This is a genomic window from Nocardioides sp. (genome assembly GCF_047602075.1).
Classification (GTDB): domain Bacteria; phylum Actinomycetota; class Actinomycetes; order Propionibacteriales; family Nocardioidaceae; genus Nocardioides.
The window spans coordinates 1,313,054-1,329,148 of sequence record NZ_JASGIF010000002.1 but is presented as its reverse complement, the minus strand read 5'-3'; the positions used below and the strand labels follow the sequence as shown (position 1 = coordinate 1,329,148).

Below are 16,095 nucleotides of genomic sequence, written 5' to 3'. Positions count from 1 at the left end.
CAGCAATCAGATGGGTCGAGCGAAACCCGAGGAGGCCACCGCGTGAGCGTTCACCCCGGCGAGGGGACCGACGTCCCCGCCGACATCGACATCCACAGCACGGCCGGCAAGCTCGCCGACCTGGAGCGCCGCATCGACGAGGCCGTGCACGCCGGGTCTGCCAAGGCCGTGGAGAAGCAGCACGCCAAGGGCCGCAAGACCGCCCGCGAGCGGATCGAGCTGCTCTTCGACGAGGGCAGTTTCGTCGAGCTCGACGAGCTCGCTCGGCACCGCTCGACCGCCTTCGGCCTGCAGAACCGGCGGCCCTACGGCGATGGCGTGGTCACCGGCTACGGCACCATCGACGGCCGACAGGTGTGCGTCTTCTCCCAGGACTTCACCATCTTCGGTGGGTCGCTGGGCGAGGTGTACGGCGAGAAGATCACCAAGGTGATGGACCTGGCCATCAGGACCGGCTGCCCGATCATCGGCATCAACGAGGGCGCGGGCGCACGGATCCAGGAGGGTGTGGTCTCCCTCGGCCTCTACGGTGAGATCTTCCGCCGCAACGTGCACGCCTCGGGAGTCATCCCGCAGATCTCGATGATCATGGGCTCCTGCGCCGGCGGGCACGTCTACTCCCCTGCTGTCACCGACTTCACGATCATGGTCGACGGCACCTCCAACATGTTCATCACCGGGCCGGACGTCATCAAGACCGTGACCGGCGAGGACGTCACGATGGAGGAGCTCGGCGGCGCGCGGACGCACAACACCAAGTCCGGCAACGCCCACTACATGGGCGCCGACGAGGACGACGCGATCGACTACGTCAAGGCGCTGCTGTCCTACCTGCCGCCCAACAACCTCGACCCAGCGCCGTCGTACGACGAAGAAGCCGACCTCGAGGTCAGCGACCTGGACCGGTCGCTGGACACGATCATCCCGGACAGCCCGAACCAGCCCTACGACATGCATGACGTCATCACCGCCGTCCTCGACGACGAGGAGTTCCTCGAGGTGATGGCGCTGTTCGCGCCGAACATCCTGATCGGCTTCGGTCGGGTCGAGGGGCAGCCGGTCGGTGTGGTCGCCAACCAGCCGATGCAGTTCGCCGGCACCCTCGACATCGACGCCTCGGAGAAGGCCGCGCGCTTCGTCCGCTTCTGTGACGCCTTCAACATCGCGGTGCTGACGTTCGTCGACGTGCCCGGCTTCCTGCCCGGCACCGACCAGGAGTGGGACGGCATCATCCGGCGCGGCGCGAAGCTGATCTACGCCTACTCCGAGGCCACCGTCCCCCTGGTCACCATCATCACCCGGAAGGCCTACGGCGGGGCGTACGACGTGATGGGCTCCAAGCACCTCGGCGCGGACATCAACCTGGCCTGGCCCACCGCCCAGATCGCGGTGATGGGCGCCCAAGGGGCGGTGAACATCCTCTACCGCAAGGAGCTGCACGAGGCCGAGGACCCCGAGGCGCGCCGGGCCCAGCTGATCACGGAGTACGAAGACACCCTCGCCAACCCCTACCTGGCCGGCGAGCGGGGCTACATCGACGGCGTCATCGCACCCCACGAGACCCGCGCCGAGGTCGTCAAGGCGCTCCGTCTGCTGCGGACCAAGCGTGCCGTCCTGCCCGCCAAGAAGCACGGGAACATTCCGCTGTGACTGACGACGCGCAGGGTCCTCTGCACGACGGGGCCGACCCGGTCGGGCGCCCCGTCCTGCGGGTGATCAACCCCGACGCGACCCCGGAGGAGATCGCCGCGCTGACGGCGGTCTTCGCGGCCCTCGGGTCCAGCCAGGGCAAGCCGAGACCGACCCAGCGCTCGGAGTGGGCCTCGCCCCACCGCGCCGTCCGGGTGCGCTACTCCAGCGGTCCCGGCGGCTGGCGCTCCTCGGGGCTGCCCCGCTGAGGTCTGGCTCTGTGGTGGCCCCGGCCCATCTGCCGCGGTGCTGTGGTGGCCCCGGCCCATCTGCCGCGGTGCTGTGGTGGCTGAGGGCCCGGAATACAGGGCACTTTGCCACGACAAGACCGCGCCAGACGCAAGAAGACCGCGGCAGACGAGGGATAGGGTCGGCCGGGTGAGCAGCGAGCGACCTGTGGATGCCATTGCCGATCGGTTCGTCGAGGAGTCGGTGGCGCTCGACCCGCTCGAGGCGACGTACGCCGGGATCGCCGGCCACGACCACGAGCTGCCCGATCTCTCCCCCGACGGCTTCGCGGCCCGAGAGGAGCTGGTCGCCAGGGCGCTAGCGGCGGCCGAGGCCGCCACACCGACCGACGAGCGGGAGGCGGTGGCGCGGGAGGCGTTCTGCGAGCGGCTCGGGCTGCAGCGAGAGATGGACGAGGCCGGCTACAGCCGCAGTCAGCTGAGCGTGATCGGGAGCGCGGTCCACGGCATCCGGGAAGCCTTCGACCTGATGCCCACCGAGGGCGAGGAGGCGTGGAGCAACATCGACGCCCGCCTGGCCGCGATCCCCGAAGCGATCGAGGCCTACCAGCGCACGCTGGCGCAGGAGGCCGCCCAGGGCCGAGTCGTGGCGCGGCGACAGTACGCCGAGGTCGCCACCCAGACTCAGAACTGGACCGGGCAGTCCGGCGAGAGTGGCGACCTCTTCGCCCAGCTCGTCGCGGGGGCGGAGGTCAGCGACTCCTTGCGCGCCCAGCTCGCCGGGCACGCCGCCGGGGCCAGCCGCGCCGTGGCCGGATTCGGCGAGTTCCTCACCCGGGAGCTCGCGCCGAAGGGCCGCGAGAAGGAGGCCGTGGGGCGCGAGCACTACGCGCTGGCGTCCCGCTACTTCCTCGGGGCGACCATCGACTTGGGGGAGACCTACGCCTGGGGCTGGGAGGAGCTCAAGCGGTTGGAGGACGACATGGCCGCCACCGCCCAGCGGATCGCCCCGGGTGCCAGCGTCGCGGAGGCGGTGGTGGCGCTGGATGCCGACCCGGCCCGCAGGATCCCCGACAAGGCGGCCTTCCGAGACTGGATGCAGGAGCTCGCCGACGCCACCATCGAAGAGATGGCCGGCGTCCACTTCGACATCCCCGACCCGATCCGGCGGATCGAGTGCTGCCTGGCGCCGACGAACGACGGCGGGATCTACTACACCGGGCCGTCGGAGGACTTCAACCGACCCGGTCGGATGTGGTGGTCGGTGCCCGACGACGTGACCTCGTTCTCGCCGTGGCGGGAGGTCACCACCGTCTATCACGAGGGCGTCCCCGGTCATCACCTCCAGGTCGCCCAGACCGCCTACCGAGCCGACCTGCTGAACCGCTGGCAGCGTCTGCTCTGCTGGGTCAGCGGGCACGGCGAGGGCTGGGCGCTGTACGCCGAGCGGCTGATGGACGAGCTCGGCTACCTCGCCGACCCGGCCGACCGCCTCGGCATGCTCGACGGGCAGGCCTTCCGGGCGGCGCGGGTGGTCGTCGACATCGGCATGCACCTGGAGCTGACCATCCCCACTGACAACCCGTTCGGCTTCCACCCCGGCGAGACCTGGACACCGGCCCTGGGCTTGGAGTTCATGCGTCAGCACTGCCAGATGGAGGACTCCTTCATCCGCTTCGAAGTGGCGCGCTACCTCGGCTGGCCGGGCCAGGCGCCGTCGTACAAGGTCGGCGAGCGGATCTGGCTGGACGCCAGGGCCGACGCGAAGGCGCGTCACGGCGCCGACTTCGACCTCAAGGCGTTCCACCGCGCCGCGCTCGACCTCGGCTCGCTCGGTCTCGACCCGCTGCGGGCCGCACTGGCCAGGCTGTGACGGTCAGCCCATGACCACACTGGTGCTGGCCTCGGCTTCGCCTGCCCGGCTGTCCACGCTGCGCAGCGCCGGCGTCGAGCCGGTGGTGATCGTGTCCGGCGTCGACGAGTCCCAGATCACCGACCTGCCGCCGGCCGAGCTGGCCCTGCAGCTGGCGGAGCTGAAGTGCGCGGCGGTGGCGGGACGCGCCGACCTGCCTCCGGACCCGGTGGTCCTCGGCTGCGACTCGGTCCTGGAGCTGGACGGCGAGGCCCTCGGCAAGCCTGCCGATGCCGAGGACGCTCGCCAACGGTGGCAGCGGATGAGCGGTCGCTCGGGCGTGCTGCACACCGGTCACTCGCTCCGCGATGTCGCGACCGGGCAGGTGGCGGCGGCCACGGCGTCGACCGTGGTCAACTTCGCCGAGATCACCGACGAGGAGATCGCTGCCTACGTCGCCACGGGTGAGCCGTTGCAGGTGGCCGGCGCCTTCACCGTCGACGGGCTCGGCGGACCGTTCGTCACCGGCCTCGAAGGCGATCCTCACAACGTCGTCGGGGTGAGTCTCCCGCTGGTCCGGGAGCTGCTGGCTGAGCTGGGTCGCTCGTGGATCCATCTCTGGTCGCGGTGAAGTCCAGCGGCCCGCCGGCCAACTCGGGACGGCGGAAGACCCAGGTCCGGAAGAGATAGAACCGCGCCGCCGTCCCCGCACCCAGCCCGAAGACGTTCGCGGCAAGGTTGTCCGAGAACGGGTCGGTCTGGTGCAGCACGTTCCGGCTGACCCACAAGAAGCCGACCGGGATGCTCATGGTGACGAGATTGATCACCACGAACGCCGTCCGTCCGCCGTCGGGATGCGCCGTACGGCGATGGCGGAACGCCCAAGACCGGGTGCCCCGATAGCTGATCACCATGCCCACCGCGTTGGCCACGATGTAGGCCCACAGCGGGTGATCCCCCAGCGGTGGCTCCTTGATCACCCAGAAGCCGTGCAGCAGCAGGTTGAACAGGAACAGCGCGACCAGGGTTGCCACCCCGCCCACAGCAAGGAACCGGGTCGCCTCGCCGACCAGGCGATGCCAGCGTCCCTCAGCCATGACGAGAAGGCTAACGCGGTCGAGGAGGGTGCTCGCCGAATGTTCCCGACCGTCGTGCCGACGACCCTGCGTCGCCGGAGAGCGTGTGGTGTCGAGCACGTTCATCACGATTTGCATCGAAACACACAAATGACCATACCAGTATGAGATGCTCCGGTCGTTCGCTCACAGCATTGAGAGGTAAGCACCATGACGAGTGAGATGCCCCCCGGCACCCCGCCGGGCACTCCGCCAGGCATCCAGCCCGGGGTTGACCCGAAGGCGGCCGCCAAGGCAGCCAAGGCCTACGCCAAGGCCACCCGCCCCTGGTACAAGAAGAAGCGATTCATCATCCCGATCGGCTTCGTGGTCTTGATCGCGCTCATTTCCGCGTTGAGCGGAGGCGACGACGGCGGCGCTAAGAAGGTGGCTGGATCGGAGTCCAGCACCAAGGCCAACACGGGCAAGGACACGGGGTCGGGTGACCAAGGTTCCGACGACCAGGGTTCCGATGACGAGACCTTCGCCGTGGGCGACACCGTGAAGCTCGCCGGAACGAAGTACACCGTGACTCGCGTGCGCACCGCTGCCACTGTCGGCGACAACGAGTTCACCCAAGAGGAGGCCGACGGCGTCTTCCTCATTGTGGACCTGACCATCGAAAACACCAAGGACGAGACCAAGACCTTCGACAGCTCCAACGCCACCGTCCTCGCAGGCAACGGCAAGTCCTACTCCACCGACGACGACGGCACCTTCGCCGTGATCGGCGATGGTGGTGAGTCGCTCATCTTCGCGGACATGCAGCCAGATCTGCCCAAGAAGGGCACCCTCGTCTTCGACCTTCCGAAGAGCGCGGTCAAGGGCTCATTCCTCGTGGTCTCGGACTTCTGGGGCAGCGGCGACGCGAAGATCGACCTCGGCCTGTAACCAGCCACCAGGTCATCGCGGCCGGGCAGCACCCATCGCCCGCGGCGCTGGGCCTCCCCTACTCGACGGGGAGGCCCAGGCCGCGGGCGATCAGCATCCGCTGCACCTCCGAGGTGCCTTCGCCGATCTCGAGGACCTTGGCGTCGCGGTAGAACCGCGTGACGGGATACTCCTCCATGAAGCCGTAGCCACCGAAGACCTGGGTGGCGATCCGGGTCGCGGTGACCGCCGACTCGGTGGCGTAGAGCTTGGCGATCGCCGCAGCCTGCTTGAACGCTTGCAGCGAGGGACCGCGGCCATCGGCCATCGCATCACGCATCGCGGCGGCCTGGTAGGTCAATAGCCGCGCGGCGTCCAGCATCACCTTCATGTCGGCGATCTGGAAGGCGAGGCCCTGCTTGCGTCCGATCGGGACGCCGAAGCTTCTCCCGCTCACCGGCGTACTGCACGCTCATGTCGAGGCAGGCCTGCAGGCAGCCGACGGCCAGTGCGGCGATCGCGACCCGGCCGTCGTCGAGGATGGCGAGGAACTGGGCGAAGCCGCGCCCGCGCTCGCCGAGCAGGTTGGCCTCCGGCACGTGCACGTCGGTGAAGGTCAGCGGATGGGTGTCCGAGGCGTGCCAGCCGAGCTTGTCGTAGGCCGGCTCGGCGACGAAGCCGGGCGTGCCAGCAGGCACCAGGATGGCACTGATCTCGGGACGCTCCTTGCCGGCGGTCGAGGTCGCGGACACCCCGGTCCGCGCCGTCACGGTGACCACGCTGGTGATCTCCGAGCCCGAGTTGGTGATGAACTGCTTCGCTCCGTTGACGACCCATTCGTCGCCGACCAGCTCGGCACGGGTCCGCGTCGCACCCGCGTCGGAGCCGGCGCCCGGCTCGGTGAGGCCGAACCCGGCCAGCCGCTGGCCGGCGACCAGGTCGGGCAGCCAGGTGTCCTTCTGCTCGTCGGTGCCGTAGGTCAGGATCGGGTTGATGCCCAGTCCGACGGCGGCCTCGAGGGTGATGCCCAGGGACTGGTCGACCCGGCCGATCTCCTCGATCGCGAGGCAGAGCGAGGTGAAGCCGCCGTCGTCACCCTCGAGCCCGGCACCGCCGTACTCCTCCGGCGCGGTGAGCCCGAACAGTCCGAGCTCGCCCATCTTCTGCACCACATCGGTCGGGAAGTGGTGCTCGCGATCCCACGCCGCGGCGTGGGGAGCGATCTCCGCCGCCGCGAACTCGCGGACGGTGCGACGGAACTCCTCGTGCTCACGCGACAGTTGGAACGCCATGGCGGAGATGCTAGCCGGACAAGTTAGCGATTGTTAACCTCAGTCGATCGCCGAGCGCGCCAGTGCGCCGGCCCGCCAACCCGCTCGGGGGTCGAGGCCGCGAGCCGCACCAACTCGCCGTCGAACAGCTCGTCATGGATGTCGCAGCGGTCCTCGCTGGTCGGATGGAGACACGGCACCCCTGCGGGCTTCGTGGCGGAGAACTCCCGACCACGCGGATAGGGCAGGGCAACGCAGCACAGGCCAGAGCAGCGCGTACAGTCCGCGCGTAGCGTGATCGGCGGACAACCTCAAGGTTGTTCGACGCCGTGCCCGCGAGGGCTCGCCCCACCATGCCGGCGCCAAGGACGGCGATCTCCATGGATCCATACTGCCGCGAACCCTGGCTGCCCAGAACCCTGGCTGCCCAGAACCCTGGCTGCCCAGAACCCTGGGCGGCCGCAAGGGCTGCGTGGCGATACGCTGCGACGTGGTGTCCGCGCGGGTCGGACGATCATCGGCGGCTTCAAGGAGTGTTCGAGTGCCAGAGACGCGTGGCTTGCAGAAGGTTCTGGTCGCCAACCGTGGTGAGATCGCCGTCCGGGTCATCCGGGCCTGCCATGACGCCGGGATCGGCAGCGTGGCCGTCTACGCCGACCCCGACCGCGACGCGGTGTTCGTCCGACTGGCCGACGAGGCCTATGCCCTCGACGGAGCGACCCCCGCGGAGACCTACCTGGACATCGCCAAGATCATCGACGTCGCCCAGCGGTCCGGCGCCGACTCGGTGCACCCGGGCTACGGCTTCCTGGCCGAGAACGCAACCTTCGCCCAAGCGGTGATCGATGCCGGCCTGATCTGGATCGGGCCGCCGCCGGCCGCGATCGAACAGCTCGGTGACAAGGTGCAGGCCCGGCACATCGCCCAGCGGGTGGGCGCCCCCCAGGTGGTCGGCACGCCCGACCCGGTGAGCGGTGCCGACGAGGTGGTCGCCTTCGCCGAGGAGCATGGGCTGCCGATCGCCATCAAGGCAGCGTTCGGCGGCGGTGGCCGCGGCCTCAAGGTGGCGCGCAGCCTCGACGAGGTCGCCGAGCTCTACGACTCGGCGGTGCGTGAGGCGGTGACCGCGTTCGGTCGCGGCGAGTGCTTCGTGGAGCAGTATCTCGACCACCCCCGCCACGTGGAGACCCAGTGCCTGGCCGACCAACACGGCAACGTCGTGGTCGTCTCGACGCGAGACTGCTCCCTCCAGCGGCGGCACCAGAAGCTGGTCGAGGAGGCGCCCGCGCCGTACCTCACCGCTGAGCAGCGCGAACGCCTCTACTCTGCCTCGAAGGCGATCTTGACGGAGGCCGGATATGTCGGCGCCGGGACGTGCGAGTTCCTGGTCGGAAAGGACGGCACCATCTCGTTCCTGGAGGTCAACACCCGACTCCAGGTCGAGCACCCCGTGAGCGAGGAGGTCACCGGCATCGACCTAGTCCGGGAGATGTTCCGGATCGCCGCCGGCGAGGAGCTGGGGTACGACGACCCGGAGATCGTGGGCCACTCCATCGAGTTCCGGATCAACGCCGAAGACGCGGGCCGCGGCTTCATGCCTGCCCCCGGCACCCTGACCGTGTGGAACCCGCCCAGCGGGCCTGGCGTGCGCGTCGACGGTGGGTATGTCGCCGGAGAGACGATCCCCGGCTCCTTCGACTCCCTGATCGCCAAGCTCGTCGTCACCGGCCGCGACCGCACCCAGGCGCTCGAGCGCTCGCGCCGCGCGCTGGCCGAGTTCGAGGTCGACGGCATGCCGACCGTGATCCCCTTCCACCGCACCGTTGTCTCCGACCCCGCGTTCGTGGGGGACGACGACGGGTTCGGCGTCTACACGCTCTGGATCGAGAGCGAGTTCGACAACCAGATCTCTCCCTACTCCGGTGACACAGCCGTGGCCGACGAGCCCGCCGAGCGGCAGCGGGTCACCGTCGAGGTCGATGGTCGCCGCCTCGAAGTAGTGCTGCCCGGCGACCTCTCGGCCGGGGCCGCGTCTGGTGGAGCCAAGAAGCCGCGCCGCAGCGCCGGCAAGAAGGCCGGTGCCGCCGCCTCCGGCGACGCGGTCGCCTCACCGATGCAGGGCACAGTGGTGAAGGTCGCCGTCGAGGAGGGGCAAGCCGTCGCCGAGGGCGACGTCGTCATCGTGCTCGAGGCGATGAAGATGGAGCAACCAATCAAGGCCCACAAGGCCGGCACCGTGACCGACCTGTCCGCCGAGGTCGGCGCCACCGTCGGCAGCGGTCAGGTCATCTGCGAGCTCAAAGACTGACGCCGGGTTACGCCTCGCAGGCCGTGCCGTCGTTATCGCGATCGAGCCGGCTCTTGTTGGTCTTGTAGACAGCCTTGGCTTTCTTCGTGGTCGACGGCCGCCCGTACCCCTGGCGGACCTGCTTCTGCGCTGCTTTGGCGCTCTTGGCCACCCCGTGCTTGAAGTCCTTGTGCAACTTGTCGCATGAGCTGTAGTACTTGCCCTCGGCAGCGCCGGCTGGTTCGGCGGTTGCCACCAACGCCACGCCTGGCAAGGTGAGGGCGAGAGCGGTCAGGGTTGCTGCCAGCCTGGGGCGAGCCATTGCTCGGTAGTTCGTTTCGGTCACGGCACCGACAGTAGGTCGCGGCACGCCCTTGGCGCAGAGGAATGCGAGAAGGGACGGGTGCACAGCAGATCACGCCTCAGCACACTTCGTGACCGCCTACGCTTCGCCCATGAGAACCCGCTTCGACTTCGATCGCAACGTGCTCGGCCGAGTGCTGACGGAGACCACCTTCGTCCCGCGTCTGGGCGGTCTGCTGTGCCTGGGATATGGGATCGGTGCTCCGTTCGAGAGCACCGAGGCGTGGCTTGCCTATCTGGTGGGCTGCCTGCTCCTATCCCTCACGGGACTGCGACGGAACGCCGAGGTCAACCTCCGGCAGCAGTGAGGAGAGGCACTGTGCGGTCGGGATACGCCTGGTTCGCGTACTGCTTCTTCGCGATCTGCATGGTCTGCGCAGTCGCGTCCTACCTCTGGTCAGACGGCTTCTTGTGGTGGCCGCTGCTGTTCTCTGCGCTCGGCGTGGTCGTCATCGCGCCCATCATCCTGGGGCCACCCATCCGAGCCGTGATCTCCGCGCTGCGGTGACCTTGGTCGCCAGCCCATTTCGGGAGCGCAACCACGCCCGAGCGGCCAGCCGGACAGGCAAACGGGTTCGGTTCAGCGTTGCTCACGCGGGGACCCGGAGGTGAGCAGGGCGTTTGCCTGTCCAGCTGGCCGCTTCAGTCCCCCAGCGCGGCCTCGATCGCATCGGCGGCGCCACGCATGCCGGAGCGGAAGGGGTGGAAGGCGAGCGCCTTGCCGGGCACCGAGTGGGCGCCGCTGACCCAGGCGTCGCGCCCGGCGCAGATGTCGTGGCCGCGAGAGGCCGACGCCAGATCGACGTACGTCGCGTCGTGGGCCGCCGCGGCGCGGCGCAGGGAGTCGTTGAGAATAGCCTCGATCCGACGCATCGCCGGATAGTCCGCAGCCGGGAAACCCGCTCGGGCACAGCTGCCGGTCTGGGGCAGCAACGTGGGATAGCCGACCACCAGGATCCGCGCATCGGGGGCACGCCGATGGATCTGCTGCAGGGCACGACCGACGGACTTCTCGACTCTTCTAGCCGACGCGAGCCTGGCGGTCAGCGTCGCAGGATCGGCGAACTGCCGAGGACAGCCCGCGGTCCCGGACCCTAGACAGGCCCCGACGATCGAGCCGAAGAGACCCTCGTCGTTGCCGCCGATCCCGATCGTGACGAGGTCGGTGGCCGAGGTCACCGCCGCGAGTTGCGGCGGAGCCAGCCGCCCACCGAGCAAGGCGCGCTGACCGTGGGTCAGGTCACGGGTAGTGGCCGCGGCGCAGGACACGTCGACGTACGACGTCAGGTGCAGCCGCTGCGCCACCAACGCCGGGTAGTTCGCGGCGGAGCGCAGACAGGCGTCACCGTTCTCTGCGTACGGCGTCAGGTAGGGGCCGGAGGTGTAGGAGTCGCCGAGGGCGACGTAGCGGATCGGCGCGACAGCGACACTGGACGGCCCGCCGCTGCCCGCCTCGCCGGGGGCACCCTGGGAGACCGAGCAGCCGACCAGCATGGCCCCGATAGCCGTCGCGGACAGCAATCGGGCCACGACGAGGAGAGCTGGCGCGCGCACTCAGCGACGATAGCCCCGAGACGAAACCGGCTTCGGCCAAACCAGCGTCGATCGAACTACCTTCGGGCGACCATGCCCGTGCTGCGGGACACGGCCGAGGAGGCGCCGCGCCGCGGACTACCCTCGGCTCTCATGTTCTCCAAGGTGCTCGTGGCCAACCGCGGCGAGATCGCCATCCGCGCCTTCCGGGCCGCCCAGGAGGTCGGCGCGTCCACGGTCGCGGTCTTCCCGTGGGAGGACCGCTGGTCCGAGCACCGGCTGAAGGCGGACGAGGCTTACGAGATCGGTGACCACGGCCATCCGGTGCGGGCCTACCTCGACGCCGGCGCGATCGTCGCCGTGGCACAGCGGGCGGGCGCGGACGCCGTCTATCCGGGCTATGGCTTCTTGTCGGAGAACCCCGACCTGGCCGAGGCCTGCGCTCGAGCAGGGATCACCTTCGTCGGTCCGCCAGCCGACGTGCTCACCCTGACCGGCAACAAGGCCCGGGCGGTCGCGGCGGCCAAGGCCGCCGGTGTGCCGACGCTGGCCAGTGTCGCCCCGTCCACCGACGTCGACGAGCTCTTGGCCGCGGCAGCAGAGCTGCCGATGCCGGTCTTCGTCAAGGCGGTCGCCGGCGGTGGTGGCCGCGGCATGCGCCGGGTCGACGACGCCGGCCAGCTGCGTGAGTCGATCACGACCTGCATGCGCGAGGCCGACGCCGCCTTCGGCGACCCGACCGTCTTCATCGAGCAGGCCGTGCAGGATCCACGCCACATCGAGGTGCAGATCCTGGCCGACGCCGAGGGCAACGTGATCCACCTCTACGAGCGCGACTGCTCGGTCCAGCGGCGTCACCAGAAGGTGATCGAGATCGCCCCGGCTCCACGGCTCGACCCGGACCTGCGCGACCGGATCTGCGCCGACGCGGTGCGGTTCGCCCGCCAGATCGGCTACCTCAACGCCGGCACCGTGGAGTTCCTGGTCGACCCGGACGGCAACCACGTCTTCATCGAGATGAACCCTCGGATCCAGGTCGAGCACACCGTGACCGAGGAGGTCACCGACGTCGACCTGGTCCAGTCGCAGCTGCGCATCGCGGCCGGCGCGACGCTGGCGGACCTCGGCCTCAGCCAGGACAGCATCCGGCTCCGCGGGGCTGCCCTGCAGTGCCGGATCACCACCGAGGATCCGGCCAACGGGTTCCGGCCGGACACCGGCAAGATCACGACGTACCGCTCCCCCGGCGGCCCCGGTGTTCGCCTCGACGGCGGCACCATCTACACCGGCGCCGAAGTCAGCGCACACTTCGACTCGATGCTCGCCAAGCTCACCTGCCGCGGTCGGACCCACGAGCTGGCCGTCGAGAAGGCCCGCCGGGCGCTCGCGGAGTTCCGGGTCACTGGCGTGGCCACCAACATCCCCTTCCTGCGCGCCGTGCTGGACGACCCCGATTTCACCCGCGGTGGGGTCACCACCTCCTTCGTCGAGACCCATCCGCAGCTGCTGGCCGTGCGGTCTCTGGCAGATCCGACCAGCCGGCTGGTGCAGTACCTCGCCGAGGTCACCGTCAACCAGCCGCACGGGCCGACCCCGATCACCGTCGACCCCGCTGCGAAGCTCCCTCCGCTCGATCTCGGCGTTCCTCCCCCGGATGGCACTCGCCAGCTGCTGCAGCGGGTCGGGCCGGAAGAGTTCGCGCGGCTGCTGCGCGCACAGACGACCGTCGCGGTCACCGACACCACCTTCCGCGACGCCCACCAGAGCCTGCTCGCCACCCGGGTCCGGACTCGCGATCTGGTGCGGGTGGCCGGGCACGTCGCCCGGCTGACTCCGCAACTGTGGTCGTTGGAGTGTTGGGGCGGAGCGACGTACGACGTCGCGCTGCGCTTCCTCTTCGAGGATCCCTGGGAGCGACTCGCGGCGCTGCGAGCTGCTGTGCCCAACGTGTGCCTGCAGATGCTGCTCCGTGGCCGCAACACGGTCGGCTACACGCCGTACCCCACCGAGGTCACCGACGCCTTCGTGGCCGAGGCGGCCGCGACCGGCATCGACGTGTTCCGCATCTTCGACGCCCTCAACGACGTCGAGCAGATGCGACCGGCCATCGAGGCGGTGCGCGCGACGGGGACGGCGGTCGCGGAGGTGGCGCTGTGCTACACCGGCGATCTGTCCAGCCCCGACGAGAAGCTCTACACCCTCGACTACTACCTCGAGCTGGCCGAGCGGATCGTCGCGGCCGGTGCACACGTGCTGGCGATCAAGGACATGGCCGGCCTGCTGCGTGCGCCCGCCGCGGCCCGTCTGGTCACCGCGTTGCGGGAGCGTTTCGACCTGCCCGTGCATCTGCACACACATGACACTCCCGGCGGTCAGCTGGCCACTCTGCTCGCCGCGATCGACGCCGGCGTGGATGCCGTCGACGCCGCCACCGCCTCGATGGCCGGCACCACGTCGCAGCCGCCGCTCTCGGCGTTGGTGTCGGCGACCGACCACTCCGGCCGGGAGACCGAGCTTGACCTCGAGGCGGTGTGTGCGCTGGAGCCCTACTGGGAGGCGACCCGGCGGGTCTATGCGCCGTTCGAATCCGGCCTCCCGTCGCCGACCGGACGCGTCTACACCCACGAGATCCCCGGCGGCCAGCTGTCCAACCTGCGCCAGCAGGCGATCGCGCTCGGACTGGGCGAGAAGTTCGAGCAGATCGAGGACATGTACGCCGCGGCCAACGCGATCCTCGGCAACCTCGTCAAGGTCACCCCCTCCTCGAAGGTCGTGGGCGACCTTGCGCTGCACCTGGTCGCGGTGGGCGCCGATCCGGGCGAGTTCGCCGCCGACCCCGGTCGCTTCGACATCCCCGCCTCGGTGATCGGCTTCCTGCACGGTGAGCTGGGCGACCCGCCGGGCGGCTGGCCGGAGCCGTTCCGGACCCGCGCCCTCGCGGGGAGGTCCTGGACCGCACCGGCCGAGACGCTGACCGAGGAGCAGCGCGCCGGGCTAGCGGCGGATCGTCGCGCCACCCTCAACCAACTACTCTTCCCCGGTCCGACCAAGGAGTTCACCGATTCCCGGGAGCGGTTCGGCGACGTGTCGGTGCTGCCGACCACCGACTTCCTCTACGGCCTGGTCGCCGGCGAGGAGCACCGGGTCGACCTGGCCGAGGGCCGGCGCATGCTGGTCGGTCTGCAGGCGATCGGCAATCCGGACGAACGCGGCTTCCGCACCGTGATGACGACGGTCGACGGTCAGCTCAAGCCGGTGAGTGTGCGCGACCTCAGTGTCTCCGCCGAGGTCGCCGCCGCCGAGAAGGCCGACCCGGCCAGCCCCGGCCAGATCGGGGCACCGTTCCAAGGCGTCGTCACGGTGGTCGTCGCTGCCGGCGACGAGGTCAAGGCCGGCGACACGGTCGCCACCATCGAGGCGATGAAGATGGAGGCCGCCATCACCGCATCCCGCGACGGCGTCGTCCAGCGCGTCGCGCTCGGCGGCACCCAGGCCGTCGAAGGCGGCGACCTGGTGCTCGTGCTGGACTGAGCTTGAGCGGATCGCCGTCCCTACTGAGCTAGCCCTCTACGCGCCCAGGAGAGCCAGCGGCACGACGGCCACGCCGTCGGGTCGCCGGTAGGCATGGCGGCCTGTGGTGATGATGATGCGGTCGACGAGGTCGTCCCCGATCTTGTTCTGAAGCCAGTTGAGGTGCCGCACGGCGTGATCATCGACATCCGAGGCGAGTTTGACCTCAATCGCAAGAACGCGCGCATCGGGTGCTTCCACGATGAGGTCGACTTCGTGGTCACCACTGTGGGTGCGCAGATGGCTGACGGCACTACCGACCGGCTGGGCGTAGACCCGGACGCTCAAGGTGACGAGTGACTCGAACAGCGCCCCCAGCAACGGGCCCTTGCGGATGCGCTGATATGCCTTGGCCCGATCCGCCGTCGTGGTGGCATGCAGCAGCGTGTCCCGGCTAGCACGAAGCAGACGAGCGGCGAGTGCCGGATCAGCGAGTTGGTGCTTGGGTGCCCTTCCTAGGCGGCTGAGCTCACTGCCAAAGGGCACCCACGCGGGCACTTCATCGAGCAACCAGAGCTGGCTGAGAGCTTCTCGATAATCACCAATGGTCACCCGAGTCGGTCGCACATCCTTCGCCACGGCATCGGCCACTTTCTCGAAACTCGCCGTGCTGGACGACGCGGCTGCGTAGGCACGAAGCCATGCTTCCAGCGCCTTGGGTCGTCGGACCATCGCGCCGAGGGCTGGCACCTCGCGCGAGAGCGCGAAGGAGAGATAGGACTCGAGTTGCGTCGCGTGAGTGGACTCGTCACTCGTCCTGATGCCGGGGAATCCGGACGCGAGGATCTCGTCGACATAGTGATCGAGTCCGATCGTGGTCTCGCCCTCGATGGCCCCGACCTCACCAGTCAGCAACGCACCAAGGCTCACCGTGGGAATGGCCCGCCCACGCTCGGCGAAGGAGAGCGGTCGCATCCGCATGCGCACGATGCGGCCCGCCCCTGAATGGATCTTGGTGTTTCGGGGGTTTGCACTGCCAGTCAGGATGAAGTGCCCGGGCGCACGATCGGCGTCAACGCTGCGGCGTACCGCATCCCAGATCGGCGGGTCGAGTTGCCACTCGTCGATAAGCACGGGACGTTCGAGTCGGTTGATCCGATCGCGGTCGGCGCGCAGGATCGTGACCTCCTCTGGACGGTCCAACCGCAGGATGCTCTTGGCCACGCGCTCCGCCGTGGCTGACTTCCCCACCGCCTTCGCCCCGTCGATCGCCACCGCCGGGAGCCCCCTTAGGGCAGATTCAAGGACCGGATCGATGATTCGAGGAAGGTAGTCCACGGCCCTACTATACAGTCCCGCAGCATTGGACTAAACAGTTTCGCTGATCTCTACTAAACAGCTTCGCAGTCACCGGGAC

15 protein-coding genes are annotated in these 16,095 nt (G+C 69.2%); 9 read left to right on the top strand and 6 right to left on the bottom strand.

Annotated elements, in window-relative coordinates; all coding sequences use genetic code 11:
- The first annotated feature begins 42 nt into the window (after nucleotides 1-42).
- The 4 genes from QM714_RS19040 to QM714_RS19025 all read left to right on the top strand — a co-directional run bounded on the left by QM714_RS19040 (nucleotide 43) and on the right by QM714_RS19025 (nucleotide 4,360).
- Nucleotides 43-1,650, top strand: a complete 1,608-nt coding sequence (locus tag QM714_RS19040) for an acyl-CoA carboxylase subunit beta (protein WP_415102907.1) — start codon at nucleotides 43-45, stop codon at nucleotides 1,648-1,650.
- A complete protein-coding gene (locus QM714_RS19035; RefSeq protein ID WP_415102906.1) occupies nucleotides 1,647-1,898 on the top strand; it encodes an acyl-CoA carboxylase subunit epsilon in 252 nt (83 codons plus the stop codon). The genes QM714_RS19040 and QM714_RS19035 overlap by 4 nt, the downstream gene beginning before the upstream one ends.
- Before the next feature lie 169 nt (nucleotides 1,899-2,067).
- Nucleotides 2,068-3,750: a DUF885 domain-containing protein gene (locus tag QM714_RS19030; protein ID WP_415102905.1), complete on the top strand. Its 1,683-nt coding sequence runs from the start codon at nucleotides 2,068-2,070 to the stop codon at nucleotides 3,748-3,750.
- 10 nt (nucleotides 3,751-3,760) lie between these two features.
- Nucleotides 3,761-4,360, top strand: coding sequence for a Maf family protein (locus tag QM714_RS19025; RefSeq protein ID WP_415102904.1), 600 nt, complete (start codon nucleotides 3,761-3,763; stop codon nucleotides 4,358-4,360).
- On the opposite strand, the gene QM714_RS19020 is transcribed toward QM714_RS19025, so the two are convergent.
- The gene (locus QM714_RS19020) at nucleotides 4,251-4,826 is read right to left on the bottom strand and encodes a GtrA family protein (protein ID WP_415102903.1); all 576 of its coding nucleotides are present in this window, start codon (nucleotides 4,824-4,826) and stop codon (nucleotides 4,251-4,253) included. The genes QM714_RS19025 and QM714_RS19020 overlap by 110 nt on opposite strands.
- 189 nt (nucleotides 4,827-5,015) lie before the next feature.
- Here QM714_RS19020 and QM714_RS19015 point away from each other — a divergent pair, with 189 nt between their 5' ends.
- Complete coding sequence (locus QM714_RS19015) at nucleotides 5,016-5,735, top strand: DUF4352 domain-containing protein (RefSeq protein WP_415102902.1); 720 nt, start codon at nucleotides 5,016-5,018, stop codon at nucleotides 5,733-5,735.
- A 58-nt stretch (nucleotides 5,736-5,793) separates the two neighbouring features.
- On the opposite strand, the gene QM714_RS19010 is transcribed toward QM714_RS19015, so the two are convergent.
- Nucleotides 5,794-6,105 carry an acyl-CoA dehydrogenase family protein gene (locus QM714_RS19010; protein ID WP_415102901.1) on the bottom strand — a complete coding sequence of 104 codons (312 nt, stop codon included), beginning with the start codon at nucleotides 6,103-6,105 and terminating at the stop codon, nucleotides 5,794-5,796.
- Nucleotides 6,047-7,006, bottom strand: coding sequence for an acyl-CoA dehydrogenase family protein (locus tag QM714_RS19005; RefSeq protein WP_415102900.1), 960 nt, complete (start codon nucleotides 7,004-7,006; stop codon nucleotides 6,047-6,049). The genes QM714_RS19010 and QM714_RS19005 overlap by 59 nt, the downstream gene beginning before the upstream one ends.
- Before the next feature lie 538 nt (nucleotides 7,007-7,544).
- On the opposite strand from QM714_RS19005, the gene QM714_RS19000 reads away from it, so the two are divergent.
- Nucleotides 7,545-9,293 carry an acetyl/propionyl/methylcrotonyl-CoA carboxylase subunit alpha gene (locus QM714_RS19000; protein WP_415103066.1) on the top strand — a complete coding sequence of 583 codons (1,749 nt, stop codon included), beginning with the start codon at nucleotides 7,545-7,547 and terminating at the stop codon, nucleotides 9,291-9,293.
- A 7-nt stretch (nucleotides 9,294-9,300) separates the two neighbouring features.
- On the opposite strand, the gene QM714_RS18995 is transcribed toward QM714_RS19000, so the two are convergent.
- Complete coding sequence (locus tag QM714_RS18995; RefSeq protein ID WP_415102899.1) at nucleotides 9,301-9,618, bottom strand: excalibur calcium-binding domain-containing protein; 318 nt, start codon at nucleotides 9,616-9,618, stop codon at nucleotides 9,301-9,303.
- Nucleotides 9,619-9,727: 109 nt separating this feature from the next.
- On the opposite strand from QM714_RS18995, the gene QM714_RS18990 reads away from it, so the two are divergent.
- Together QM714_RS18990 and QM714_RS18985 are read left to right on the top strand one after the other, a co-directional pair.
- Nucleotides 9,728-9,943 carry a hypothetical protein gene (locus QM714_RS18990; RefSeq protein ID WP_415102898.1) on the top strand — a complete coding sequence of 72 codons (216 nt, stop codon included), beginning with the start codon at nucleotides 9,728-9,730 and terminating at the stop codon, nucleotides 9,941-9,943.
- An 11-nt stretch (nucleotides 9,944-9,954) separates the two neighbouring features.
- The gene (locus QM714_RS18985) at nucleotides 9,955-10,143 is read left to right on the top strand and encodes a hypothetical protein (RefSeq protein ID WP_415102897.1); all 189 of its coding nucleotides are present in this window, start codon (nucleotides 9,955-9,957) and stop codon (nucleotides 10,141-10,143) included.
- Between the two features lie 134 nt (nucleotides 10,144-10,277).
- Here the strand turns inward: QM714_RS18985 and QM714_RS18980 are convergent, their stop codons facing one another.
- Nucleotides 10,278-11,189: an SGNH/GDSL hydrolase family protein gene (locus QM714_RS18980; protein WP_415102896.1), complete on the bottom strand. Its 912-nt coding sequence runs from the start codon at nucleotides 11,187-11,189 to the stop codon at nucleotides 10,278-10,280.
- A gap of 132 nt (nucleotides 11,190-11,321) precedes the next feature.
- Here QM714_RS18980 and QM714_RS18975 point away from each other — a divergent pair, with 132 nt between their 5' ends.
- Nucleotides 11,322-14,699 (top strand): pyruvate carboxylase, encoded by a 3,378-nt coding sequence (locus QM714_RS18975; RefSeq protein WP_415103065.1) that lies wholly within the window; start codon nucleotides 11,322-11,324, stop codon nucleotides 14,697-14,699.
- A gap of 36 nt (nucleotides 14,700-14,735) precedes the next feature.
- Here QM714_RS18975 and QM714_RS18970 read toward each other — a convergent pair whose 3' ends face one another.
- A complete protein-coding gene (locus tag QM714_RS18970) occupies nucleotides 14,736-16,016 on the bottom strand; it encodes an ATP-binding protein (protein ID WP_415102895.1) in 1,281 nt (426 codons plus the stop codon).
- Between the last annotated feature and the right edge of the window lie 79 nt (nucleotides 16,017-16,095).

Coding starts and splice junctions, on each gene's coding strand:
- QM714_RS18990 (WP_415102898.1), top strand. CDS start 9,728: ATGAGAACCCGCTTCGACTTCGATCGCAACGTGCTCGGCCGAGTGCTG.
- QM714_RS19005 (WP_415102900.1), bottom strand. CDS start 7,006: ATGGCGTTCCAACTGTCGCGTGAGCACGAGGAGTTCCGTCGCACCGTC.
- QM714_RS19025 (WP_415102904.1), top strand. CDS start 3,761: ATGACCACACTGGTGCTGGCCTCGGCTTCGCCTGCCCGGCTGTCCACG.
- QM714_RS18975 (WP_415103065.1), top strand. CDS start 11,322: ATGTTCTCCAAGGTGCTCGTGGCCAACCGCGGCGAGATCGCCATCCGC.
- QM714_RS19010 (WP_415102901.1), bottom strand. CDS start 6,105: ATGAAGGTGATGCTGGACGCCGCGCGGCTATTGACCTACCAGGCCGCC.
- QM714_RS19015 (WP_415102902.1), top strand. CDS start 5,016: ATGACGAGTGAGATGCCCCCCGGCACCCCGCCGGGCACTCCGCCAGGC.
- QM714_RS19020 (WP_415102903.1), bottom strand. CDS start 4,826: ATGGCTGAGGGACGCTGGCATCGCCTGGTCGGCGAGGCGACCCGGTTC.